Here is a 15,525-nt window from a genome sequence, read left to right on the forward strand (position 1 = left end):
GCTTGTTTGGGCTTACCGGGGTGGGATTGGTGACTGTTTTGAACACTTCGTCTGCTCGTTCGCGCTCGGCAGCATTGCTGCTCGGCTGCACCATGCTCGCTGGCGTACCGTCGGTCGCCGTGGCGCAGAGCGCGGCGCCTTCTGGTGCGCAACAGGCGACGCCGGCACCCGTCGCGCCGCCGGTACAGCGGGTAATCCGTTCGCTGCGCGTCGAAGGGTCGCAGCGTATCGAGCCGGAAACCGCGCTCAGCTATACCAAGCTGCGGATCGGCCAGACCTATACCAACGAGTCGCTCGATCAGGCGATCAAGGACCTTTACGCCAGCGATCTGTTCGCCGACGTGACGGTGGCCGGCGCCGAGACGGGCGACATCGTACTGCGCGTGCGCGAGAACCCGATCATCAACCGCGTGATCCTTGAAGGCAACAAGCGCCTCAAGGAAGATAAGATCACCAAGGAGATCAAGCTCAAGCCGCGGCAGGTGTTCACGCGTAGCGCGGTGCGGCAGGATGTCGCGCGCATCGTCGAACTCTATCGCCGCCAGGGCCGTTTCGCCGCCAGCGTCGATCCGAAGATGGTCGCGCTAGACCAGAACCGCGTCGACGTGGTGTTCGAGATCAGCGAGGGGCCGAAGTCCAAGGTCCGCCAGATCAACATCATCGGCAACGAGGTATTCTCCGACGACAAGCTGCGCGAGCAGATGGTGACCAAGCAGGCGCGCCTGTTCCGTCTGCTGTCGTCGAACACGACCTACGACCAGGATCGCCTCGCCTACGACCAGCAGAAGCTGCGTCAGTTCTACCTGACTGAGGGCTATGCAGACTTCCGCGTGACGAGCGCCGTCGCCGAGCTGACGCCGGACAAGGAAGACTTCATCATCACTTACGTGGTGGAGGAAGGCCCGCGCTACAAGTTCGGCGACGTGACGGTCGACAGCGATATCCGGGACTTCGACGACAAGGCGCTCGCCAAGACGCTCGCGGTGAAGAAGGGCGACTGGTACAACGCCAAGCTGGTCGAGGACACCGTCGACGGGCTGAGCCAGACGACCGGCCTGTTCGGTTACGCCTTCACCGAGATCAACCCCGAGTTCCAGCGCGACAAGGACGCGCTGACGATGTCGATCAACTTCCACATCGCGGAAGCCAAGCGCTCGTACATCGAGCGGATCGACATCACCGGCAATACGCAAACGCAGGACAAGGTGATCCGGCGCGAGATCCGCCTGGCTGAGGGCGACGCGTTCAACAGCTTCCAGGTGAAGCGCTCGCAGGACCGCATCAACAGCCTGGGTTACTTCCAGGAAAAGTTCGAGATCAAGCAGACGCCGGGCACGACGCCCGATCGCGTCATCCTGGGTGCGAACGTCGAGGAGAAGGCAACGGGCGAGCTGCAGCTGTCGGCCGGCTTCTCAAGCCTCGAGCGGTTCATCGTCCAGTTCAACATCACGCAGCGCAACTTCCGCGGCAAGGGCCAGGAATTGCGTCTCGGCGTCAATTATTCGAGCTATTCGAAGTCGGTCGAGGTCGGCTTCACCGAGCCGTATCTGTTCGACAAGAATATTGCTGTCGGCGTCGATGTGTTCCGCCGTGACTTCAACGCGTTCAACTTCGTCAACAACAACCGCGAGACGACCTATAGCCAGGTCTCGACCGGGTTCCAGCTCCGCGCGGGCGTGCCGCTGACCGAATTCTGGTCGCTGTCGGCGCGCTACGGCCTGTCGTACGATGAGGTCGGCCTCGATCGCGACACCTTCTTCCGCGACGGGCAGTGCGATCGTATTCTCGCCGGCCGCTATCTGTGCGAGGCGCTGGGCAACCGCCTGACGTCCTCGATCGGCTACTCGCTGATCTACGACAGCCTCAATAGCCGGCTTCGTCCGTCGGCGGGGCAGCGCTTCACCTTCAGCCAGGATTTCGCCGGCCTCGGCGGTGACGTGAAGTATCTGCGTACGCGCGCCGATGCCGCGAAATACTGGGGGCTGGGCGGCGGCTTCATTCTGTCCGCGCTGGCGGAAGGCGGCTACATCTTCTCGTTCGAAGGTGATCGCGGCGAAGGCGTCGACGCGGTGCGCATTACCGACCGCTTCTATCTGGGCGAACCGCAGTTCCGCGGGTTCGACATTCGCGGCGTCGGGCCGCGTGTGCAGCGTCTGCCGTACACGACCGATGCGACCGGCAAGCAGATCCTGATCACCGATCGTCAGCAGATCACCGACGACGCGCTGGGCGGCAAGGCCTATTACCTTTCGCGGCTCGAGCTCGAGATCCCGCTCGGCTCCGGCGCGCGCGAACTCGGGCTGCGGCCGTCGGTCTATGTTCAGGCGGGCAGCCTGTTCAACATCCGGCGCCCGCTGCCGACGGTGACCTTCCCGACGACGACCGATGCCGCGGGCAATACCGTCGTGCTGCCGCTGCCGATCACCGATACCGCGGGTAACCCGTTGTTCTCCTATGCCAATGCGCAGGGGTTGGCGGTGACGACGACCTGCGCTGCCGGCCTTCCCGACGGCAACGGCAATTGTAACGGCATTCTGCCCAACACGCCGCAGATCCGTGCGCAGCCGTTCCTCGAGCGGTTCCTCGGCGATTCGCCGTCGCCGCGCATCTCGGTCGGCTTCGGCGTCAACTGGACGTCGCCGTTCGGCCCGCTGCGCATCGATATCGCCCGCGCGCTGAAGAAGCAGCCGGGCGACGACGACAAGCTCATCACCTTCAACGTAGGGACTCAGTTCTGATGACCAAGATCAAGACCATGCTGCTCGCCGCCGCGCTCGTCGCGCCGGCCGCCATTGCCGCCGGTTCGGCCAGTGCGCAGGTGTCGGGCATCGCCGTCGCCAACCCCGAGCAGGCAGTCGCGAATTCGCGCGCCTGGACGGCCGCGCGCGGCCAGATTCAAACGCAGTACAAGACGCAGATCGATCAGGCGACCGCGCGCCGCACCGCGATCGAGAACGAGCTGCGCCCGCTCGTCACCGCTTATCAGACCGCCGCACGTGCGCCCGGCGCAAGCGAGGCATCGCTTCGTCCGCAGGCGCAGGCGATCCAGACCAAGCAGCAGGCAGCGCAGCAGGAGCTCGGCCGTCTGACGCAGCCGGCGCAGCGCGCCGAGGCGTATGCGATCGAGCAGATCAGCGCCAAGCTGAACGACGCCGTCCAGGCGGCGGTGCGCGCGCGCAACGTGACGCTGCTGCTCCGCCCGGAAGCCGCGCTGTTCGCGCAGCCGGCAGCCGACGTGACGCCGGCGATTACCGCCGAACTCGACAAGCTCGTCCCCAGCGTCGGTATCACCCCACCGGCGAACTGGCAGCCGGGCCAGCAGGGTCAGCAGAGCCCGGCCGCTGCCGCCCCGGCGCAGCAGCGCCAGCAGCCGCAGGGCCGCTGAGCGATAGTCGCATGAGCGAGACGACGACCAAAGCCGCCATCGGCCCGTTGGACGTAACGCGCGTGATGGCGGCGCTGCCGCATCGCTATCCGATGCTGCTCGTCGATCGCGTCGAGCGGCTGGTGCCTGATGAATCGATCACCGCGATCAAGGCGGTGACGATCAACGAGCAGTTCTTCCAGGGGCATTTCCCCGGCCGTCCGATCATGCCGGGGGTACTGATTGTCGAGGCGCTGGCGCAGGCCGCCGGCGTCCTCGCGGTCGAGAGCCTAGGGCTCGCGGGGACCGGCAAGCTGGTTTATTTCATGTCGATCGACGACGTGAAATTCCGCAAGCCGGTGGAACCGGGCGTGCTGCTGCGGCTGGAGGTGTCGTTCGTGCAGAAGCGCGCACGGGTGTGCAAGTTCGCCGGCAAGGCGCTGATTGACGGCGAGCTTGCCGCCGAATGCGCCTTCACCGCGATGATCGCGGATCCGCCTGCGGCGGCGTGATGGATCGGCTGACCGCGTTCGGGTTGGTCGCGGTCAGCCTGATGCTCGTCTGCTACGCACTGGAGGATCGATCGCGCTGGTGGGTGCTGGGGTTCGCCGGCGCCTGCGCGCTCGGATCGACCTACGGTTTCCTGCAGGGCGCATGGCCGTTCGGCGTGGTCGAAGCGATCTGGTCGCTCGTCGCGCTGCGCCGCTGGGCTACCTTGCGCTGACATTGCGTGCGCCGCGCGGCTCTGCTAGGCGCGCGCCTTCCTTTCGGCTGGTCGGTAACCAGCCATCCCGGAGACAGAATGTGAAGAAAGATACCCACCCCGATTATCACATGATCAAGGTGCAGATGACGGACGGCACCGTGTACGAAACGCGATCCACGTGGGGCAAGGAAGGCGACACGATGACGCTCGAGATCGATCCGCTGGCGCATCCGGCGTGGACCGGCGGCAAGGGTCAGATGCTCGACAGCGGTGGTCAGGTCGCGCGCTTCAACAAGCGTTTCGGCGGCGGGCTCACGCTGCGCAAGTAACCATCGATTAACCACCGCGGGCGTAGCGTTCGGCCATGTTCGCGGCGGAATTCGAAACAGCGGAAACGAATGGCCGGCGCCGCAGCCCGCGTGCGCCGGTCTCGTTCGATGCGAGCGTGGGGCAGGGCGGGCTCGGGCGTACCTTGTGCAAGGTCGTCGACATCTCGCTCCACGGCGCGCGCATTCAGAGCTATTCGGCGCTGCGTCGCGGCACGACGATCTGGCTCAACCTGCCCGAGATCGGACCGATCGCCGCCGACGTGCGCTGGGCGGATGATTTCACCGCCGGCTGCCAATTCCAGAAGCCGCTCGACAAGATCGCGTTCGAACGTCTCGCCGCCCGCTGACTGGCTGGCGGATGGGGTGGGATTCGAACCCACGGTGAGCTTCCACCCACGACGGTTTTCAAGACCGTTGCCTTAAACCACTCGGCCACCCATCCGTGCGACGCCCTGTGCCGCGGTGCGATGATACGTGCAAGCCCGGCGATGATTGGCGGTTCCGCGCGAGCCCGCCGTGTGTCACACAGCGGGGGTGAGTGGTATCAGCACAATGTTCCGTCGCCTGCGTATCGGCATCGCCGCGTCCGCGCTCGCGCTCGTTTCGGGATCCGCCGGCGCGCAAACCGACGTTTCGCGCAGCGAAGCAGGGTTTCAGGCGTATCTTTCGCAGCTGCGCGCACAGGCGCTGCGTGAGGGCGTACGCCCGGCGACGGTCGACGCCGTCCTGCCGACGCTCACCTACAATCAGCGCGTCGTCGATCTCGACCGGCAACAACCGGGCAACCCCGGCTCTACCGCCACTCCGCCGTTCGCACCGTACAAGGCGCGCCACGTCGATGCGGCGCGGATCGGCCGCGGGCGCACCGCCTATGCTGCCAATCGCGCGCGCCTCATGCGGGTCGAGGCGGAGACGGGCGTGCCCGAATCGATCATGGTCGCAATCTGGGGGCATGAAACGAACTACGGCAGCTACACCGGCAATTTCGACCTGCTGCGCAGTCTTGCGTCGCTCGCCTATGACGGGCGTCGCCGCTCGCTGTTCGCGGGCGAGTTCGTCGCGACGCTCAAGATCCTCGATCGCGGTATCCCGCGCTCGACGCTGGTCGGCAGCTGGGCCGGCGCGACGGGCAATCCACAGTTTCTGCCGTCGATCTACATTCGTCTCGCCAAGGACGGCGACGGCGACGGGCGGGCGGATATCTGGAACAGCCAGGCGGATACGCTCGCTTCGATCGGCAATTACTTCGTCAACGCCGGATGGCGGCCTGGCCAGCCATGGGGCATCGCCGTCAGCGTGCCCGCCGGCTTCGATCGCAGTGGCCAGACCAACCGTCTCGTCTCGCCGCGCTGCCCGCGCGTGTTCGAGCGGCACAGCGGGTGGCGCACGATGGCGGAGTGGCGCGCGCTCGGCATCGTGCCGCAGGGTGGCGGCTGGCCCGGCGACAACGTACTCGCGACGCTGATGGAGCCGGACGGTCCGGGTGCGACGGCGTATCTTCTTACCGGCAATTATCGTGTGATCCTCGATTATAATTGCTCGAATTTCTACGCGCTCTCCGTGGGGCTTTTGGCGGATGCCGTCGAGCGCTGAGCGTGGGGGCAGCGCTGCGGCGCTGCTCTTGCTGACGGCTTGTGGCGGCGCGCCGAGCGTGCCGCTCGCACCTGCCGCGGCAGTTGATAGTGCGGCGGTACCGGTCCAGCCGATTGCCGTCCCCGCTGCGCCGATCCGCTACGACGCGGTCGGCTATGCCAGCTGGTACGGCGAGGAGGTCGCCGGCAACGACACCGCATCGGGCAGTCGTTTCGATCCCGGTGCCATCACGGCGGCGCACCGCACTCTGCCGCTCGGCTCGTTCGTCGAGGTGACGTCGCTGGACAGCGGGCGCACGATCCTGGTGCTCGTCAACGATCGTGGCCCTGGCCGGATTGATCGCGAGATCGATCTGTCGCGCGGCGCGGCGCAGGCGCTCGGTACCAGCGATCGGGCGATGGCCCCCGTACGGGTGCGTGCCAGCGCGGCGAACGCGGCCGATGCCGCCTCACTCGCCGCGGGCCGCTCGGCGAATTTACGCCTCGATGCGCCCGCTGCGCTGCTAGGTGCGCTTCGCGCCCGTCTGCCGAGTTACACGCCGCCGATCGAACGCCCCGACATGCGCCGTTCGCTTGGCGTCGTGCCCGCCGCGATCGGCGCCGACACGCGGGTCGTCCAGGTCGCCGCTTTCTCCAACGCCGCCCGCGCGCGGGCATTGGCGGATCGGCTGCGCGGTTTGGTGACGGGAGAGGGCGGCGTGTATCGCGTCCGCCTCGGCCCGTTCGTCGACCCCGTATCCGCCGAACGCGCACGTGACGCGGCGGCGCGGCGCGGCTATGGCGATGCCACGATCATCGTCGAGCCGTGAGCGTCCCAGTTCAGTCTTCACCGTCCAGCTTCCACCGTCCAGCCCGAGTAGAGCGTCCATGTCCAAGCTTCTGTCGTATCTCGCGTTGCCCGCGATCGCGCTGTCGGTCGCCTATCCGTCCGCCGCTTCCGCCCCGCAGTTCCAGACAGTCGCGCCGGTCGCGTTCATGGAAGACCTGTCGTCGGGCGCGGTGCTCTTCGCCAAGGATGCCGACCGTCGCATGCCGCCGGCGTCGATGGCGAAGATGATGACGGTGTTCGTCGTGTTCGACATGATCAAGCGCGGCGAGCTCAAACTCGACACCGAGTTCGAGGTGCGGCCGGAGACCTGGCAGCGCTGGCACGGCCCGGCGGCCGGATCGACGATGTTCCTGTCGGTCGGCGAGAAGGTGTCGGTGGCGAACCTGCTCTACGGCATCGTCGTGCTTTCCGGGAACGACGCCTGCGTCGTGTTGGCGGAAGGGATCTCGGGAACCGAGGAAGCCTTCGTCCAGCGGATGAACGAGGTTGCCAAGCGGATCGGGCTCGACAACAGCCATTACGGCACGTCGAACGGCTGGCCCGACAACGGCGTCACCTATGTGACGGCGCGCGATCTGGCAAAGCTCGCGGCGACGACGATCCAGGAGCATCCGAGCCTCTACAAGCAATTCTATTCGCGGCGTGAATTCACCTGGGGCAAGACGCTCGGTTCGGGCAGCGACATCACGCAGGCGAACCGCGATCCGCTGCTTGGCCGCGTCGCCGGCGCCGACGGGCTCAAGACCGGCCATACCGAGGAGGCGGGCTACGGCTTCACCGGTTCGGCGGAGCAGAACGGTCGCCGTCTCGTCATGGTGCTTGCCGGGCTGACCAGCTTCAACCAGCGCATCTCCGAATCGGTGCGCTTCATGGATTGGGGCTTCCGCGCGTGGCAGGCCAAGCCGATCGTGAAGCAGGGCCGCAAAGTGGGCGATGCCGAGGTTCAATTGGGCGGCGCCTCGACCGTCGGGCTCGTCGCGCCGCGTGACTTGAAGGTTGCGCTGCCGTCGGGCGCAGTGCCGACGATGTCGGCGAAGGTCGTATATCAGGGGCCGATCAAGGCGCCGATCAAGGCCGGCGCACACGTCGCCGATCTCGTCGTCACCTCGCCCGGTCTCCCCGAGCAGACGCTGCCGCTCGTCGCGGAGGCGGATGTCGCGGAGGCGGGCTTCTTCGGCCGCGCCTGGGCCGGCCTGACGGGCATGTTCGGATGACGGGTCGCTTCCTCTCGCTCGAAGGGGGCGAGGGGGCGGGCAAATCGACACAGGTGCGCGCACTCGCGGCAGCGATCGAGGCGTGCGGCGCTACCGTGGTCGTCACCCGCGAGCCGGGCGGCAGCGAGGGGGCGGAGGCGATCCGCGGCCTGCTGATGCAGGGCGAGGTCTCACGCTGGGATGCGCGTGCGGAGGCGCTGCTGTTCGCCGCTGCGCGCGCCGACCATGTCGAGAAGGTGATCCGCCCGGCGCTGGCTCTCGGTCACTGGGTGATCAGCGACCGGTATCTCGATTCGACGCGTGCCTATCAGGGGCTCGCAGGCGGGATCGACGACGCGGCGATCATGGCGCTGCACGCATTCGGCAGCGGCGGCCTGCTGCCCGATCGGACGATCGTGCTCGACCTGCCGGTGCAGGAGGGCGCACGGCGCGCGGCGCTGCGCGACCAAGGCTTCACCGATCGGTTCGCGCAGCGCGGCAACGATTTCCACCGCCGTGTCGCTGAGGCATTCCGCGGGTTCGCCGAGCGCGAGCCGGCACGCGTGCGGATCGTCGACGCGGCGCGGCCTCCGGAGGCCGTCACCGCTGCGATTCTCGTTGAACTGGCCGACCTGCTACCATGAGTACGATCCGTGGTCATGCAGCGGCGCAGGCCGCCTTCGATGCAGCCGCCGCGAGCGGGCAGATCCACCACGCGTGGCTCCTCACCGGTGCGCAGGGCATCGGCAAGGCGACCTTCGCGCGGGAGGCGGCGATCGGCCTGCTCGCCCGAAGCGCAGGCCACGCCGCCAACGATCGCACGCGATCGCTGATCGATGCCGGCGCGCATCCCGATTACCGCATCCTCGAACGCCTGCCGAAGGACGGCAAGCCCGACGGCGATCTCGCGCGCAGCATTACCATTGCGCAGGTCCGCAGCCTCCAGCCGCTGTTCGCGACGACCCCATCGCTCGGCCCCCGCCGCGTCGTGCTGATCGACGCGATCGACGATCTCGAGCGCGCCGGTGCGAACGCTTTGCTCAAGAACCTCGAGGAACCGCCGGCGGGCACTGTGTTCCTGCTGATCAGTCACGCGCCCGGTCGCCTGCTGCCGACGATCCGGTCGCGCTGCCGCCTGCTGCGATTCGAGCCGCTGGCCGAGCGCGACATGCGCGCGGTGCTCGGCGACCTTCTGCCAGAAGCATCCGTGGAGGAGCAGGACGCGTTGGTTCGTGCCGGTTGCGGTGCCCCGGGCCGCGCGCTGCGCTTCGCCGGGCTCGATCTCGACAAGATCGACGTGGCGCTCGGCACGATCGCGCGTGACGGCGACCGCGCGAACGTTGAGCGCGTCAAGCTGATGCGCGCCTTGTCGCTCAAGGCGGCGCAACCGCGCTACGAGGCGTTCCTCGATCGCGTGCCGACGTTCCTTGCCGAGCAGGCGCCGTATCGCGCCGGTGCGGCGCTGCGCGATGCGCTCGACGCCTATGACGAGGCGCGCGCGATCGCCGCGAGCGCGCGCTCGCTGTCGCTCGATCCGGGTGGCACGGTCTTCGAACTGGCAGGGGTGGTCGCGCGGCTCGCGCGATAGTAGAGGCGCTGCCCATGGGCGAGCCCTTCTATATCACCACCGCGATCAGCTACCCCAATGGCAAGCCGCATATCGGCCACGCCTATGAGGCGATCGCCGCCGACGCCATCGCGCGTTTCCAGCGCCAGGCGGGCTGCGACGTCCGCTTCCAGACCGGGACCGACGAGCACGGGCTGAAGATGGTGCAGACCGCGCGCGACCGCGGTGTCGCCGTCGCCGATCTGGCGGCGGAAATGTCGTCGCTTTTCCGCGCGATGTGCAACGATCTGGGGATTTCCTATGATCGTTTCATCCGTACCACCGATGCCGATCACTATCGCGCGAGCCAGGCGATCTGGCGCGCGATGGAGGCCGCGGGCGATCTCTACCTCGATCGCTACGAGGGCTGGTATTCGGTGCGCGACGAGGCGTTCTACGACGAAAAGGAACTCGTTGTGGGGGAAGGCGGCGAGAAGCTGTCGCCGCAGGGGACGCCCGTCACCTGGACGGCCGAGGAAACGTGGTTCTTCCGACTGTCGAAATATCAGCAGCCGCTGCTCGACCTGTACCGCGACAATCCCGACTTCATCCGTCCTGAATCGCGCCGCAATGAGGTGATGCGCTTCGTCGAGGGCGGGTTGTCCGACCTGTCGGTCTCGCGCACCAGCTTTGACTGGGGGGTGCCGGTGCCGGACAGCCCGGGGCACGTCATGTACGTGTGGGTCGATGCGCTGACCAATTATCTGACGGGCGCCGGCTATCCCGATGAGGCCGCGCCCTATTGGCCTGCCGATCTTCATTTGATCGGCAAGGACATCGTCCGGTTTCACGCGGTCTATTGGCCGGCGTTCCTCATGTCGGCGGGCATTGCGCTTCCCAAGTCGGTGTTCGGCCACGGCTTTCTACTTCATCGCGGCGAAAAGATGTCGAAGAGCCTCGGCAACGTCGTCGATCCGGGCGATCTGGCGAGCGCATTCGGTGTGGATGCGCTACGCTACTTCCTGCTGCGCGAGGTGAGTTTCGGGCAGGACGGCAGCTATTCCGCCGAGGCGATCGTGACGCGCGTCAACGCTGAACTCGCCAATGCGTTCGGCAATCTGGCGCAGCGAACATTGTCGTTCATCGCCAAGAACCTCGCGGGCGCGCTGCCCGAGGCGGGGCGGGCGGATGACGCCGATGGCGCGCTGATCGAGGAAGTCATCGTCGCGGCAGCGGGGCTGAAGGCGGCGTTCGGCGACCTGATGTTGAGCCACGGGATCGAAGCGTGGATGCGCGGTGTCGTCGCGTGCAACCAATATATCGACGTGCAGGCGCCGTGGAGCCTGCGCAAGACGGATCCCGATCGCATGCATGCCGTGTTGCGGACGCTGGTCCGCGCGATCCGCATCCTCGCTATTGCCATCCTGCCCGTTGTGCCGAACGGCGCCGGTACGATCCTCGATCAGCTGGCCGTCGAAGAGGGCGAGCGTGATCACGCGGCGATCGACGATGACGACTGGTACGCGCGCCGTTCCGCCAGCGGCGTGCCGCTCGCGGCACCGTCGCCCGCTTTCCCGCGCCTCGAACTGCCGGCGGACGTCGCCTGATGCTCGCCGACAGCCACTGCCACCTTAACTACAAGGGACTGGTGGAGGAGCAGCAGGCGGTGCTCGCCCGCGCTCGTGCGCGCGGCGTAACGGCGATGCTCAACATCGCGACGCGCGAGAGCGAGTGGGACGACGTCCTCGCCACCGCGGAGCGCGAACCCGACGTCTGGGCGACGGTGGGTATCCACCCGCACGAGGCCGATCAGCATCCGCACGTCGATACGCAGCGCCTCGTCGCACGCGCCGCGCATCCCCGCGTCGTTGGTGTCGGGGAGAGCGGGCTCGACTATTATTACGACCATTCCGATCGCGCGCGGCAGCAGGCGAGTTTCCGCGCTCATATCGCCGCCGCGCGCGAGGCTGGGGTGCCGATCGTCGTCCACACGCGCGATGCCGAGGAGGATACCGCGGCGATCCTGCGCGACGAGCTGGGGAAGGGGGCGTTCACCGGCGTCATCCACTGTTTCACCGGCACAGGGGCCTTTGCTGATGTCGCGCTCGATCTCGGCTTCTATATTTCGCTGTCGGGCATCGTGACGTTCAAGAGCGCGCGCGATCTGCAGGAGACGGCAAAGCGGCTGCCGCTTGAGCGATTGCTGATCGAGACCGACGCGCCGTTCCTCGCGCCCGTGCCGCATCGCGGCAAGCCGGGCGAACCTGCGTTCGTTGCCGATACCGCCAGCTTCCTGGCAATGCTACGCGGTGACGATCTTGAACAATTGCATGAGGTTACCACGCGTAACTTCCATGCGCTGTTCAGCAAAACGGCGGCTACACACGGATGAAGGTGACGATGCTCGGCTCGGGGACGTCGTCGGGCGTACCGCGGATCGGCAACGATTGGGGCTCATGTGATCCCAGCGAACCGCGCAATCGCCGCACTCGCGTATCCATTCTCGTCGAAACGGCGGATACCAAGATCCTCGTCGATACCGGGCCCGACATGCGTGCGCAGCTTCTGGCGGCGGATGTCGGCAAGATCGACGCGGTAATCTGGACGCACGAACACGCTGATCACGTCTTCGGCATCGACGACCTGCGGCAGGTTTATCATCTGCTCGGCCATCCCGTGCCGGGTTATGCGCGGGTGGCGACGCGAGAGCGGCTAGAAGCGATGTTCGGCTATGTCTTCCACGGTCGCAGCGGCTACCCGCCGACGGTCGCGCTGCATGAGCTTCCTGATCAGCTCCGGATCGGATCGATCGACATCAGCGTGGTCGATCAACCGCACGGATCGATTACTTCCGCAGGTTTGAGGTTCGAACATCAGGGTGTCTCGGCAGGCTACGCGACCGATATCTCCGCGATGACCGCGGCGATGCGCACGCACTATGCAGGGCTCGACCTGCTGATCGTCGATGCGCTTCGCGATCGACCGCATCCGACGCATCCCGATCTCGGCCAGGCGCTCCGCTGGATCGAGGACTTGAAGCCCGGTCGTGCAGCGCTGACGCATATGGATCAGTCGATGGATTATGCGACGCTCGTCGCGAGGCTGCCGCAGGGCGTGGAGCCGGGCTATGACGGTTTGTCGTTCGAGCTATGACCGGCGGCGCACAGATCGTGCTGGTCGCGCTCACGTTGGTATTGCCGCTAGCGGCTCTGATTTCACGCCGGCCGCCGCTCGGCACGACGATCAAGCTTGCCGCCATCTGGATTGCGATCTTTGCGGTGGTCGTTGCGGTCGCGGCGCTGGTCGGTAGCTGACGCATCTCTCCCCTACTCACGACGGATTTAACATAATGATTATTATCGGCGTACTGTATGTTTGATCGGCAGACCCCCCTGAACCGTCTGCGCGAGATCATGGTGCGACTGCGGGATCCGGTAATGGGTTGCGAATGGGATCGCGCGCAAACCGTGCAGACGATCGCACCCTATACGATCGAGGAAGCATATGAGGTGGCCGACGCCTGCGCGCGCGGCGACATGGCGGATCTGAAGGACGAACTCGGCGACCTGCTGCTCCAAGTCGTGTTCCACAGTCGTATCGCCGAGGAAGCCGGCGCGTTCGATTTCGGCGACGTCGCAGCGGCGATCGGCGACAAGATGGAGCGGCGCCACCCGCACATCTTCGGCGAAGCGTCCGACGGTGGGCATCACCTATGGGAAGCGATCAAGGCGGAGGAACGCGCGGCCCGCAGCGATCCGAGCGCGCTCGCCGGTGTTGCGCTCGGGCTGCCTGCACTGATGCGCGCCGAGAAGCTCCAGAAGCGCGCGGCACGCGTCGGCTTCGACTGGCCGGACGCCGATGGCCCGCGCGCCAAGATCGACGAGGAGTTGGCCGAAGTTGCCACCGCATCCAGCGCTGACGCCGTGACCGAAGAAGTCGGCGATCTGCTGTTCGCGGTGACGAACTGGGCACGCCATCTTGGCGTTGATCCCGAGGCAGCGTTGCGCGCGGCGAATGCCAAGTTCGAGCGACGCTTCCGCACGATGGAGGACGTCGCCGGCGGGTCGATCGACGGCTGCGATCTCGCCGCGCAAGAGGCCCTGTGGCTTGCGGCGAAGCAGCGCGAGCGCGACGCGGGCTAGGCGCCGTCGATGTCGCGCTGCTCGCCGTGGCGCTCGACGAAGCGGCGATGATCCGCCGGGGACAGGCGCACGTCATAATGCGCCCCCGCCTCGTCCACGCTATGATCGATCACCTCGCCATGCTGATGCAGCCAGGCGGCAGCGGCACCGTTAGCGGCATCGAGCGTCAGCGCGTAGCGCCGATGCCCTTGGGTCAGTCGATCGGCGAGCGTTCGCAGCAGCGTGTCGACCCCTTCCCCACTCAGCGCCGAAAGGGCTACGACATCCTCGCGGCGGGTCGCCTCGGCAACCATTTCGTCATGCGCCGCAGGATCGAGTAGATCGACCTTGTTCCACGCCTCGATCATCGGCGTTCCTTCGGGAAGGCCGAGATCGGCGAGAACGCCTTCGACGTCGGCCTTTTGCGCCAACGTGTCGGGGTGCGCGACATCGCGGACGTGGACCAGCAGATCCGCCGAAACGACCTCTTCGAGCGTCGCCTTGAACGCGGCGACGAGCTGCGTCGGCAGTTCGGAGACGAAGCCGACGGTGTCGGACAGGATCGCCTTGTCGATGCCCGGCAGGCTGATCTGCCGCAGCGTCGGATCGAGCGTGGCGAAGAGAAGGTTTTCAGCCATCACATCGGCGCCGGTCACGCGGTTGAACAGCGTCGACTTGCCGGCATTGGTGTATCCGACAAGCGCGATCACCGGCCATGGCGCGCGCTGGCGCCGCTCGCGGTGCAGCCCGCGGGTCCGCGTCACTTGCTCGAGTTCCCGGCGCAGTCGCGCCATGCGATCGCGGATCAGGCGGCGATCGGCCTCGATCTGTGTCTCGCCCGGGCCGCCGAGGAAGCCGAAACCGCCGCGCTGCCGCTCGAGGTGGGTCCAGCTGCGCACGAGGCGGCCGGCCTGATAATCGAGGTGAGCGAGTTCGACCTGTAAACGTCCCTCAGCGGTCGCCGCGCGCTCGCCGAAGATTTCGAGGATCAGCCCGGTGCGATCGATCACCTTCGCTTCCAGGGCGGTCTCCAGATTGCGCTGCTGGATCGGCGAGAGCGATGCATCGAACACGAACAGCGATGCCTCGTGCTGGCGCCCGAGCGTCGCCAGTTGCTCGACCTGCCCCGAGCCGATCAGCGTCGCGGCGCGCGGTGCACGCACGCGCACCGCCTGCCGCTCGACAACCTCGACGCCAATCGCCGCGGCGAGCCCAGCGGTCTCTTCAAGCCGCGCCTCATTGTCGCGCGACGAGCCGCCAAGGTCGGGGAAAACAACGATGGCGCGTGCGCCGCGCGAGAACTCCTCGCGATCGCGATCGAATCCCTGGGTCAATCTTCGTCCGACCCGCTGGTCTCTTCGGCGAGATTGAGCGGTCGCGCCGGCTGAATCGTCGACACGGCATGCTTGTAGACGAGCTGCGAGGTGCCGTCGCGCTGGAGCAGCATGCAGAACAGATCGAACGCGGCGATCTGGCCCTGCAGCATCACGCCGTTGACGAGGAACATGGTGACCGAATCATCGGACTTTCGCACCGCATTGAGGAAGATCTCCTGCAACAGCGGCTGCTTCTTTCCCGTGTCGCCGAGCTGATCAACGATCGCGCCGACATCGATCTGCGCGCCCGGCATGATCGTCGAGATCGCGTGCTTGTAGATCAGCTGGCTCTGCCCGTCGCGACGCAGCAGGACAGAGAAATTGTCGAACCATGTGACGATGCCCTGGAGCTTGACACCCTTGACCAGGAACAGCGTGACGGGGGTCTTCGATTTGCGCAGTGCGTTGAGGAACAGATCCTGAAGCGAGCTCTGCTTTTCGGCCATGCCGTGATGCCCTTCGTTCTTGG

General features: G+C 66.4%; 18 protein-coding genes and 1 tRNA gene. 16 read left to right on the top strand and 3 right to left on the bottom strand.

Annotated elements, in window-relative coordinates; translation table 11 throughout:
* Positions 1-92: 92 nt before the first annotated feature.
* The 6 genes from bamA (at position 93) to F1C10_RS04260 (ending at position 4,746) form a co-directional block, all read left to right on the top strand.
* A complete protein-coding gene (gene bamA, locus F1C10_RS04235) occupies positions 93-2,738 on the top strand; it encodes an outer membrane protein assembly factor BamA (RefSeq protein WP_185210065.1) in 2,646 nt (881 codons plus the stop codon).
* Positions 2,738-3,385, top strand: coding sequence for an OmpH family outer membrane protein (locus tag F1C10_RS04240; RefSeq protein WP_185209068.1), 648 nt, complete (start codon positions 2,738-2,740; stop codon positions 3,383-3,385). The genes bamA and F1C10_RS04240 overlap by 1 nt, the downstream gene beginning before the upstream one ends.
* A gap of 11 nt (positions 3,386-3,396) precedes the next feature.
* Positions 3,397-3,876, top strand: a complete 480-nt coding sequence (gene fabZ / locus F1C10_RS04245; protein ID WP_185209069.1) for a 3-hydroxyacyl-ACP dehydratase FabZ — start codon at positions 3,397-3,399, stop codon at positions 3,874-3,876.
* Positions 3,876-4,088 (top strand): hypothetical protein, encoded by a 213-nt coding sequence (locus F1C10_RS04250; protein ID WP_185209071.1) that lies wholly within the window; start codon positions 3,876-3,878, stop codon positions 4,086-4,088. Before fabZ ends, F1C10_RS04250 begins: the two co-directional genes overlap by 1 nt.
* 80 nt (positions 4,089-4,168) lie before the next feature.
* Positions 4,169-4,399 (top strand): 50S ribosomal protein L31, encoded by a 231-nt coding sequence (rpmE, locus tag F1C10_RS04255; RefSeq protein WP_085809655.1) that lies wholly within the window; start codon positions 4,169-4,171, stop codon positions 4,397-4,399.
* A 35-nt stretch (positions 4,400-4,434) separates the two neighbouring features.
* Positions 4,435-4,746 carry a PilZ domain-containing protein gene (locus F1C10_RS04260; protein ID WP_185209073.1) on the top strand — a complete coding sequence of 104 codons (312 nt, stop codon included), beginning with the start codon at positions 4,435-4,437 and terminating at the stop codon, positions 4,744-4,746.
* Positions 4,747-4,751: 5 nt separating this feature from the next.
* Here the strand turns inward: F1C10_RS04260 and F1C10_RS04265 are convergent.
* Positions 4,752-4,841: transfer RNA gene (locus tag F1C10_RS04265), tRNA-Ser, on the bottom strand.
* A 110-nt stretch (positions 4,842-4,951) separates the two neighbouring features.
* On the opposite strand from F1C10_RS04265, the gene F1C10_RS04270 reads away from it, so the two are divergent.
* Genes F1C10_RS04270 through mazG form a run of 10 tightly spaced genes read left to right on the top strand, consistent with a single transcriptional unit; the run spans position 4,952 to position 13,701 of the window.
* Positions 4,952-5,992, top strand: a complete 1,041-nt coding sequence (locus F1C10_RS04270) for a lytic transglycosylase domain-containing protein (RefSeq protein WP_185209074.1) — start codon at positions 4,952-4,954, stop codon at positions 5,990-5,992.
* Positions 5,976-6,800 (top strand): septal ring lytic transglycosylase RlpA family protein, encoded by an 825-nt coding sequence (locus tag F1C10_RS04275; protein WP_185209076.1) that lies wholly within the window; start codon positions 5,976-5,978, stop codon positions 6,798-6,800. The genes F1C10_RS04270 and F1C10_RS04275 overlap by 17 nt, the downstream gene beginning before the upstream one ends.
* Before the next feature lie 58 nt (positions 6,801-6,858).
* Positions 6,859-8,034 carry a D-alanyl-D-alanine carboxypeptidase family protein gene (locus F1C10_RS04280; RefSeq protein ID WP_185209078.1) on the top strand — a complete coding sequence of 392 codons (1,176 nt, stop codon included), beginning with the start codon at positions 6,859-6,861 and terminating at the stop codon, positions 8,032-8,034.
* Positions 8,031-8,657 carry a dTMP kinase gene (tmk, locus tag F1C10_RS04285; protein ID WP_185209080.1) on the top strand — a complete coding sequence of 209 codons (627 nt, stop codon included), beginning with the start codon at positions 8,031-8,033 and terminating at the stop codon, positions 8,655-8,657. The genes F1C10_RS04280 and tmk overlap by 4 nt, the downstream gene beginning before the upstream one ends.
* Positions 8,654-9,601, top strand: a complete 948-nt coding sequence (locus F1C10_RS04290) for an AAA family ATPase (RefSeq protein ID WP_185209082.1) — start codon at positions 8,654-8,656, stop codon at positions 9,599-9,601. Before tmk ends, F1C10_RS04290 begins: the two co-directional genes overlap by 4 nt.
* 14 nt (positions 9,602-9,615) lie before the next feature.
* Positions 9,616-11,166, top strand: a complete 1,551-nt coding sequence (gene metG / locus F1C10_RS04295) for a methionine--tRNA ligase (RefSeq protein ID WP_185209084.1) — start codon at positions 9,616-9,618, stop codon at positions 11,164-11,166.
* Positions 11,166-11,951, top strand: a complete 786-nt coding sequence (locus F1C10_RS04300; RefSeq protein WP_185209086.1) for a TatD family hydrolase — start codon at positions 11,166-11,168, stop codon at positions 11,949-11,951. Before metG ends, F1C10_RS04300 begins: the two co-directional genes overlap by 1 nt.
* On the top strand, positions 11,948-12,712 hold the full coding sequence (locus tag F1C10_RS04305; protein WP_185209088.1) for an MBL fold metallo-hydrolase: 765 nt from the start codon (positions 11,948-11,950) through the stop codon (positions 12,710-12,712). The genes F1C10_RS04300 and F1C10_RS04305 overlap by 4 nt, the downstream gene beginning before the upstream one ends.
* The gene (locus tag F1C10_RS04310) at positions 12,709-12,873 is read left to right on the top strand and encodes a hypothetical protein (protein WP_185209090.1); all 165 of its coding nucleotides are present in this window, start codon (positions 12,709-12,711) and stop codon (positions 12,871-12,873) included. Before F1C10_RS04305 ends, F1C10_RS04310 begins: the two co-directional genes overlap by 4 nt.
* A 57-nt stretch (positions 12,874-12,930) precedes the next feature.
* Positions 12,931-13,701, top strand: coding sequence for a nucleoside triphosphate pyrophosphohydrolase (mazG, locus tag F1C10_RS04315; protein WP_185209092.1), 771 nt, complete (start codon positions 12,931-12,933; stop codon positions 13,699-13,701).
* Here mazG and hflX read toward each other — a convergent pair.
* Together hflX and hfq are read right to left on the bottom strand one after the other, a co-directional pair.
* Positions 13,698-15,014, bottom strand: a complete 1,317-nt coding sequence (hflX, locus tag F1C10_RS04320) for a GTPase HflX (RefSeq protein WP_185209094.1) — start codon at positions 15,012-15,014, stop codon at positions 13,698-13,700. The two genes, mazG and hflX, sit on opposite strands and share 4 nt — an antisense overlap.
* Positions 15,011-15,502: an RNA chaperone Hfq gene (gene hfq, locus F1C10_RS04325; protein ID WP_185209096.1), complete on the bottom strand. Its 492-nt coding sequence runs from the start codon at positions 15,500-15,502 to the stop codon at positions 15,011-15,013. Before hfq ends, hflX begins: the two co-directional genes overlap by 4 nt.
* Positions 15,503-15,525 lie beyond the last annotated feature (23 nt).

Source organism: Sphingomonas sp. NBWT7 (genome assembly GCF_014217605.1).
Classification (GTDB): domain Bacteria; phylum Pseudomonadota; class Alphaproteobacteria; order Sphingomonadales; family Sphingomonadaceae; genus Sphingomonas.

Bases quoted from the DNA above. Each gene is read 5' to 3' on its own strand.
- bamA (WP_185210065.1), top strand. From the start codon at position 93: ATGCTCGCTGGCGTACCGTCGGTCGCCGTGGCGCAGAGCGCGGCGCCT.
- F1C10_RS04240 (WP_185209068.1), top strand. From the start codon at position 2,738: ATGACCAAGATCAAGACCATGCTGCTCGCCGCCGCGCTCGTCGCGCCG.
- fabZ (WP_185209069.1), top strand. From the start codon at position 3,397: ATGAGCGAGACGACGACCAAAGCCGCCATCGGCCCGTTGGACGTAACG.
- F1C10_RS04250 (WP_185209071.1), top strand. From the start codon at position 3,876: ATGGATCGGCTGACCGCGTTCGGGTTGGTCGCGGTCAGCCTGATGCTC.
- F1C10_RS04260 (WP_185209073.1), top strand. From the start codon at position 4,435: ATGTTCGCGGCGGAATTCGAAACAGCGGAAACGAATGGCCGGCGCCGC.
- F1C10_RS04270 (WP_185209074.1), top strand. From the start codon at position 4,952: ATGTTCCGTCGCCTGCGTATCGGCATCGCCGCGTCCGCGCTCGCGCTC.
- F1C10_RS04275 (WP_185209076.1), top strand. From the start codon at position 5,976: ATGCCGTCGAGCGCTGAGCGTGGGGGCAGCGCTGCGGCGCTGCTCTTG.
- F1C10_RS04280 (WP_185209078.1), top strand. From the start codon at position 6,859: ATGTCCAAGCTTCTGTCGTATCTCGCGTTGCCCGCGATCGCGCTGTCG.
- tmk (WP_185209080.1), top strand. From the start codon at position 8,031: ATGACGGGTCGCTTCCTCTCGCTCGAAGGGGGCGAGGGGGCGGGCAAA.
- F1C10_RS04290 (WP_185209082.1), top strand. From the start codon at position 8,654: ATGAGTACGATCCGTGGTCATGCAGCGGCGCAGGCCGCCTTCGATGCA.
- metG (WP_185209084.1), top strand. From the start codon at position 9,616: ATGGGCGAGCCCTTCTATATCACCACCGCGATCAGCTACCCCAATGGC.
- F1C10_RS04300 (WP_185209086.1), top strand. From the start codon at position 11,166: ATGCTCGCCGACAGCCACTGCCACCTTAACTACAAGGGACTGGTGGAG.
- F1C10_RS04305 (WP_185209088.1), top strand. From the start codon at position 11,948: ATGAAGGTGACGATGCTCGGCTCGGGGACGTCGTCGGGCGTACCGCGG.
- F1C10_RS04310 (WP_185209090.1), top strand. From the start codon at position 12,709: ATGACCGGCGGCGCACAGATCGTGCTGGTCGCGCTCACGTTGGTATTG.
- mazG (WP_185209092.1), top strand. From the start codon at position 12,931: ATGTTTGATCGGCAGACCCCCCTGAACCGTCTGCGCGAGATCATGGTG.
- hfq (WP_185209096.1), bottom strand. From the start codon at position 15,502: ATGGCCGAAAAGCAGAGCTCGCTTCAGGATCTGTTCCTCAACGCACTG.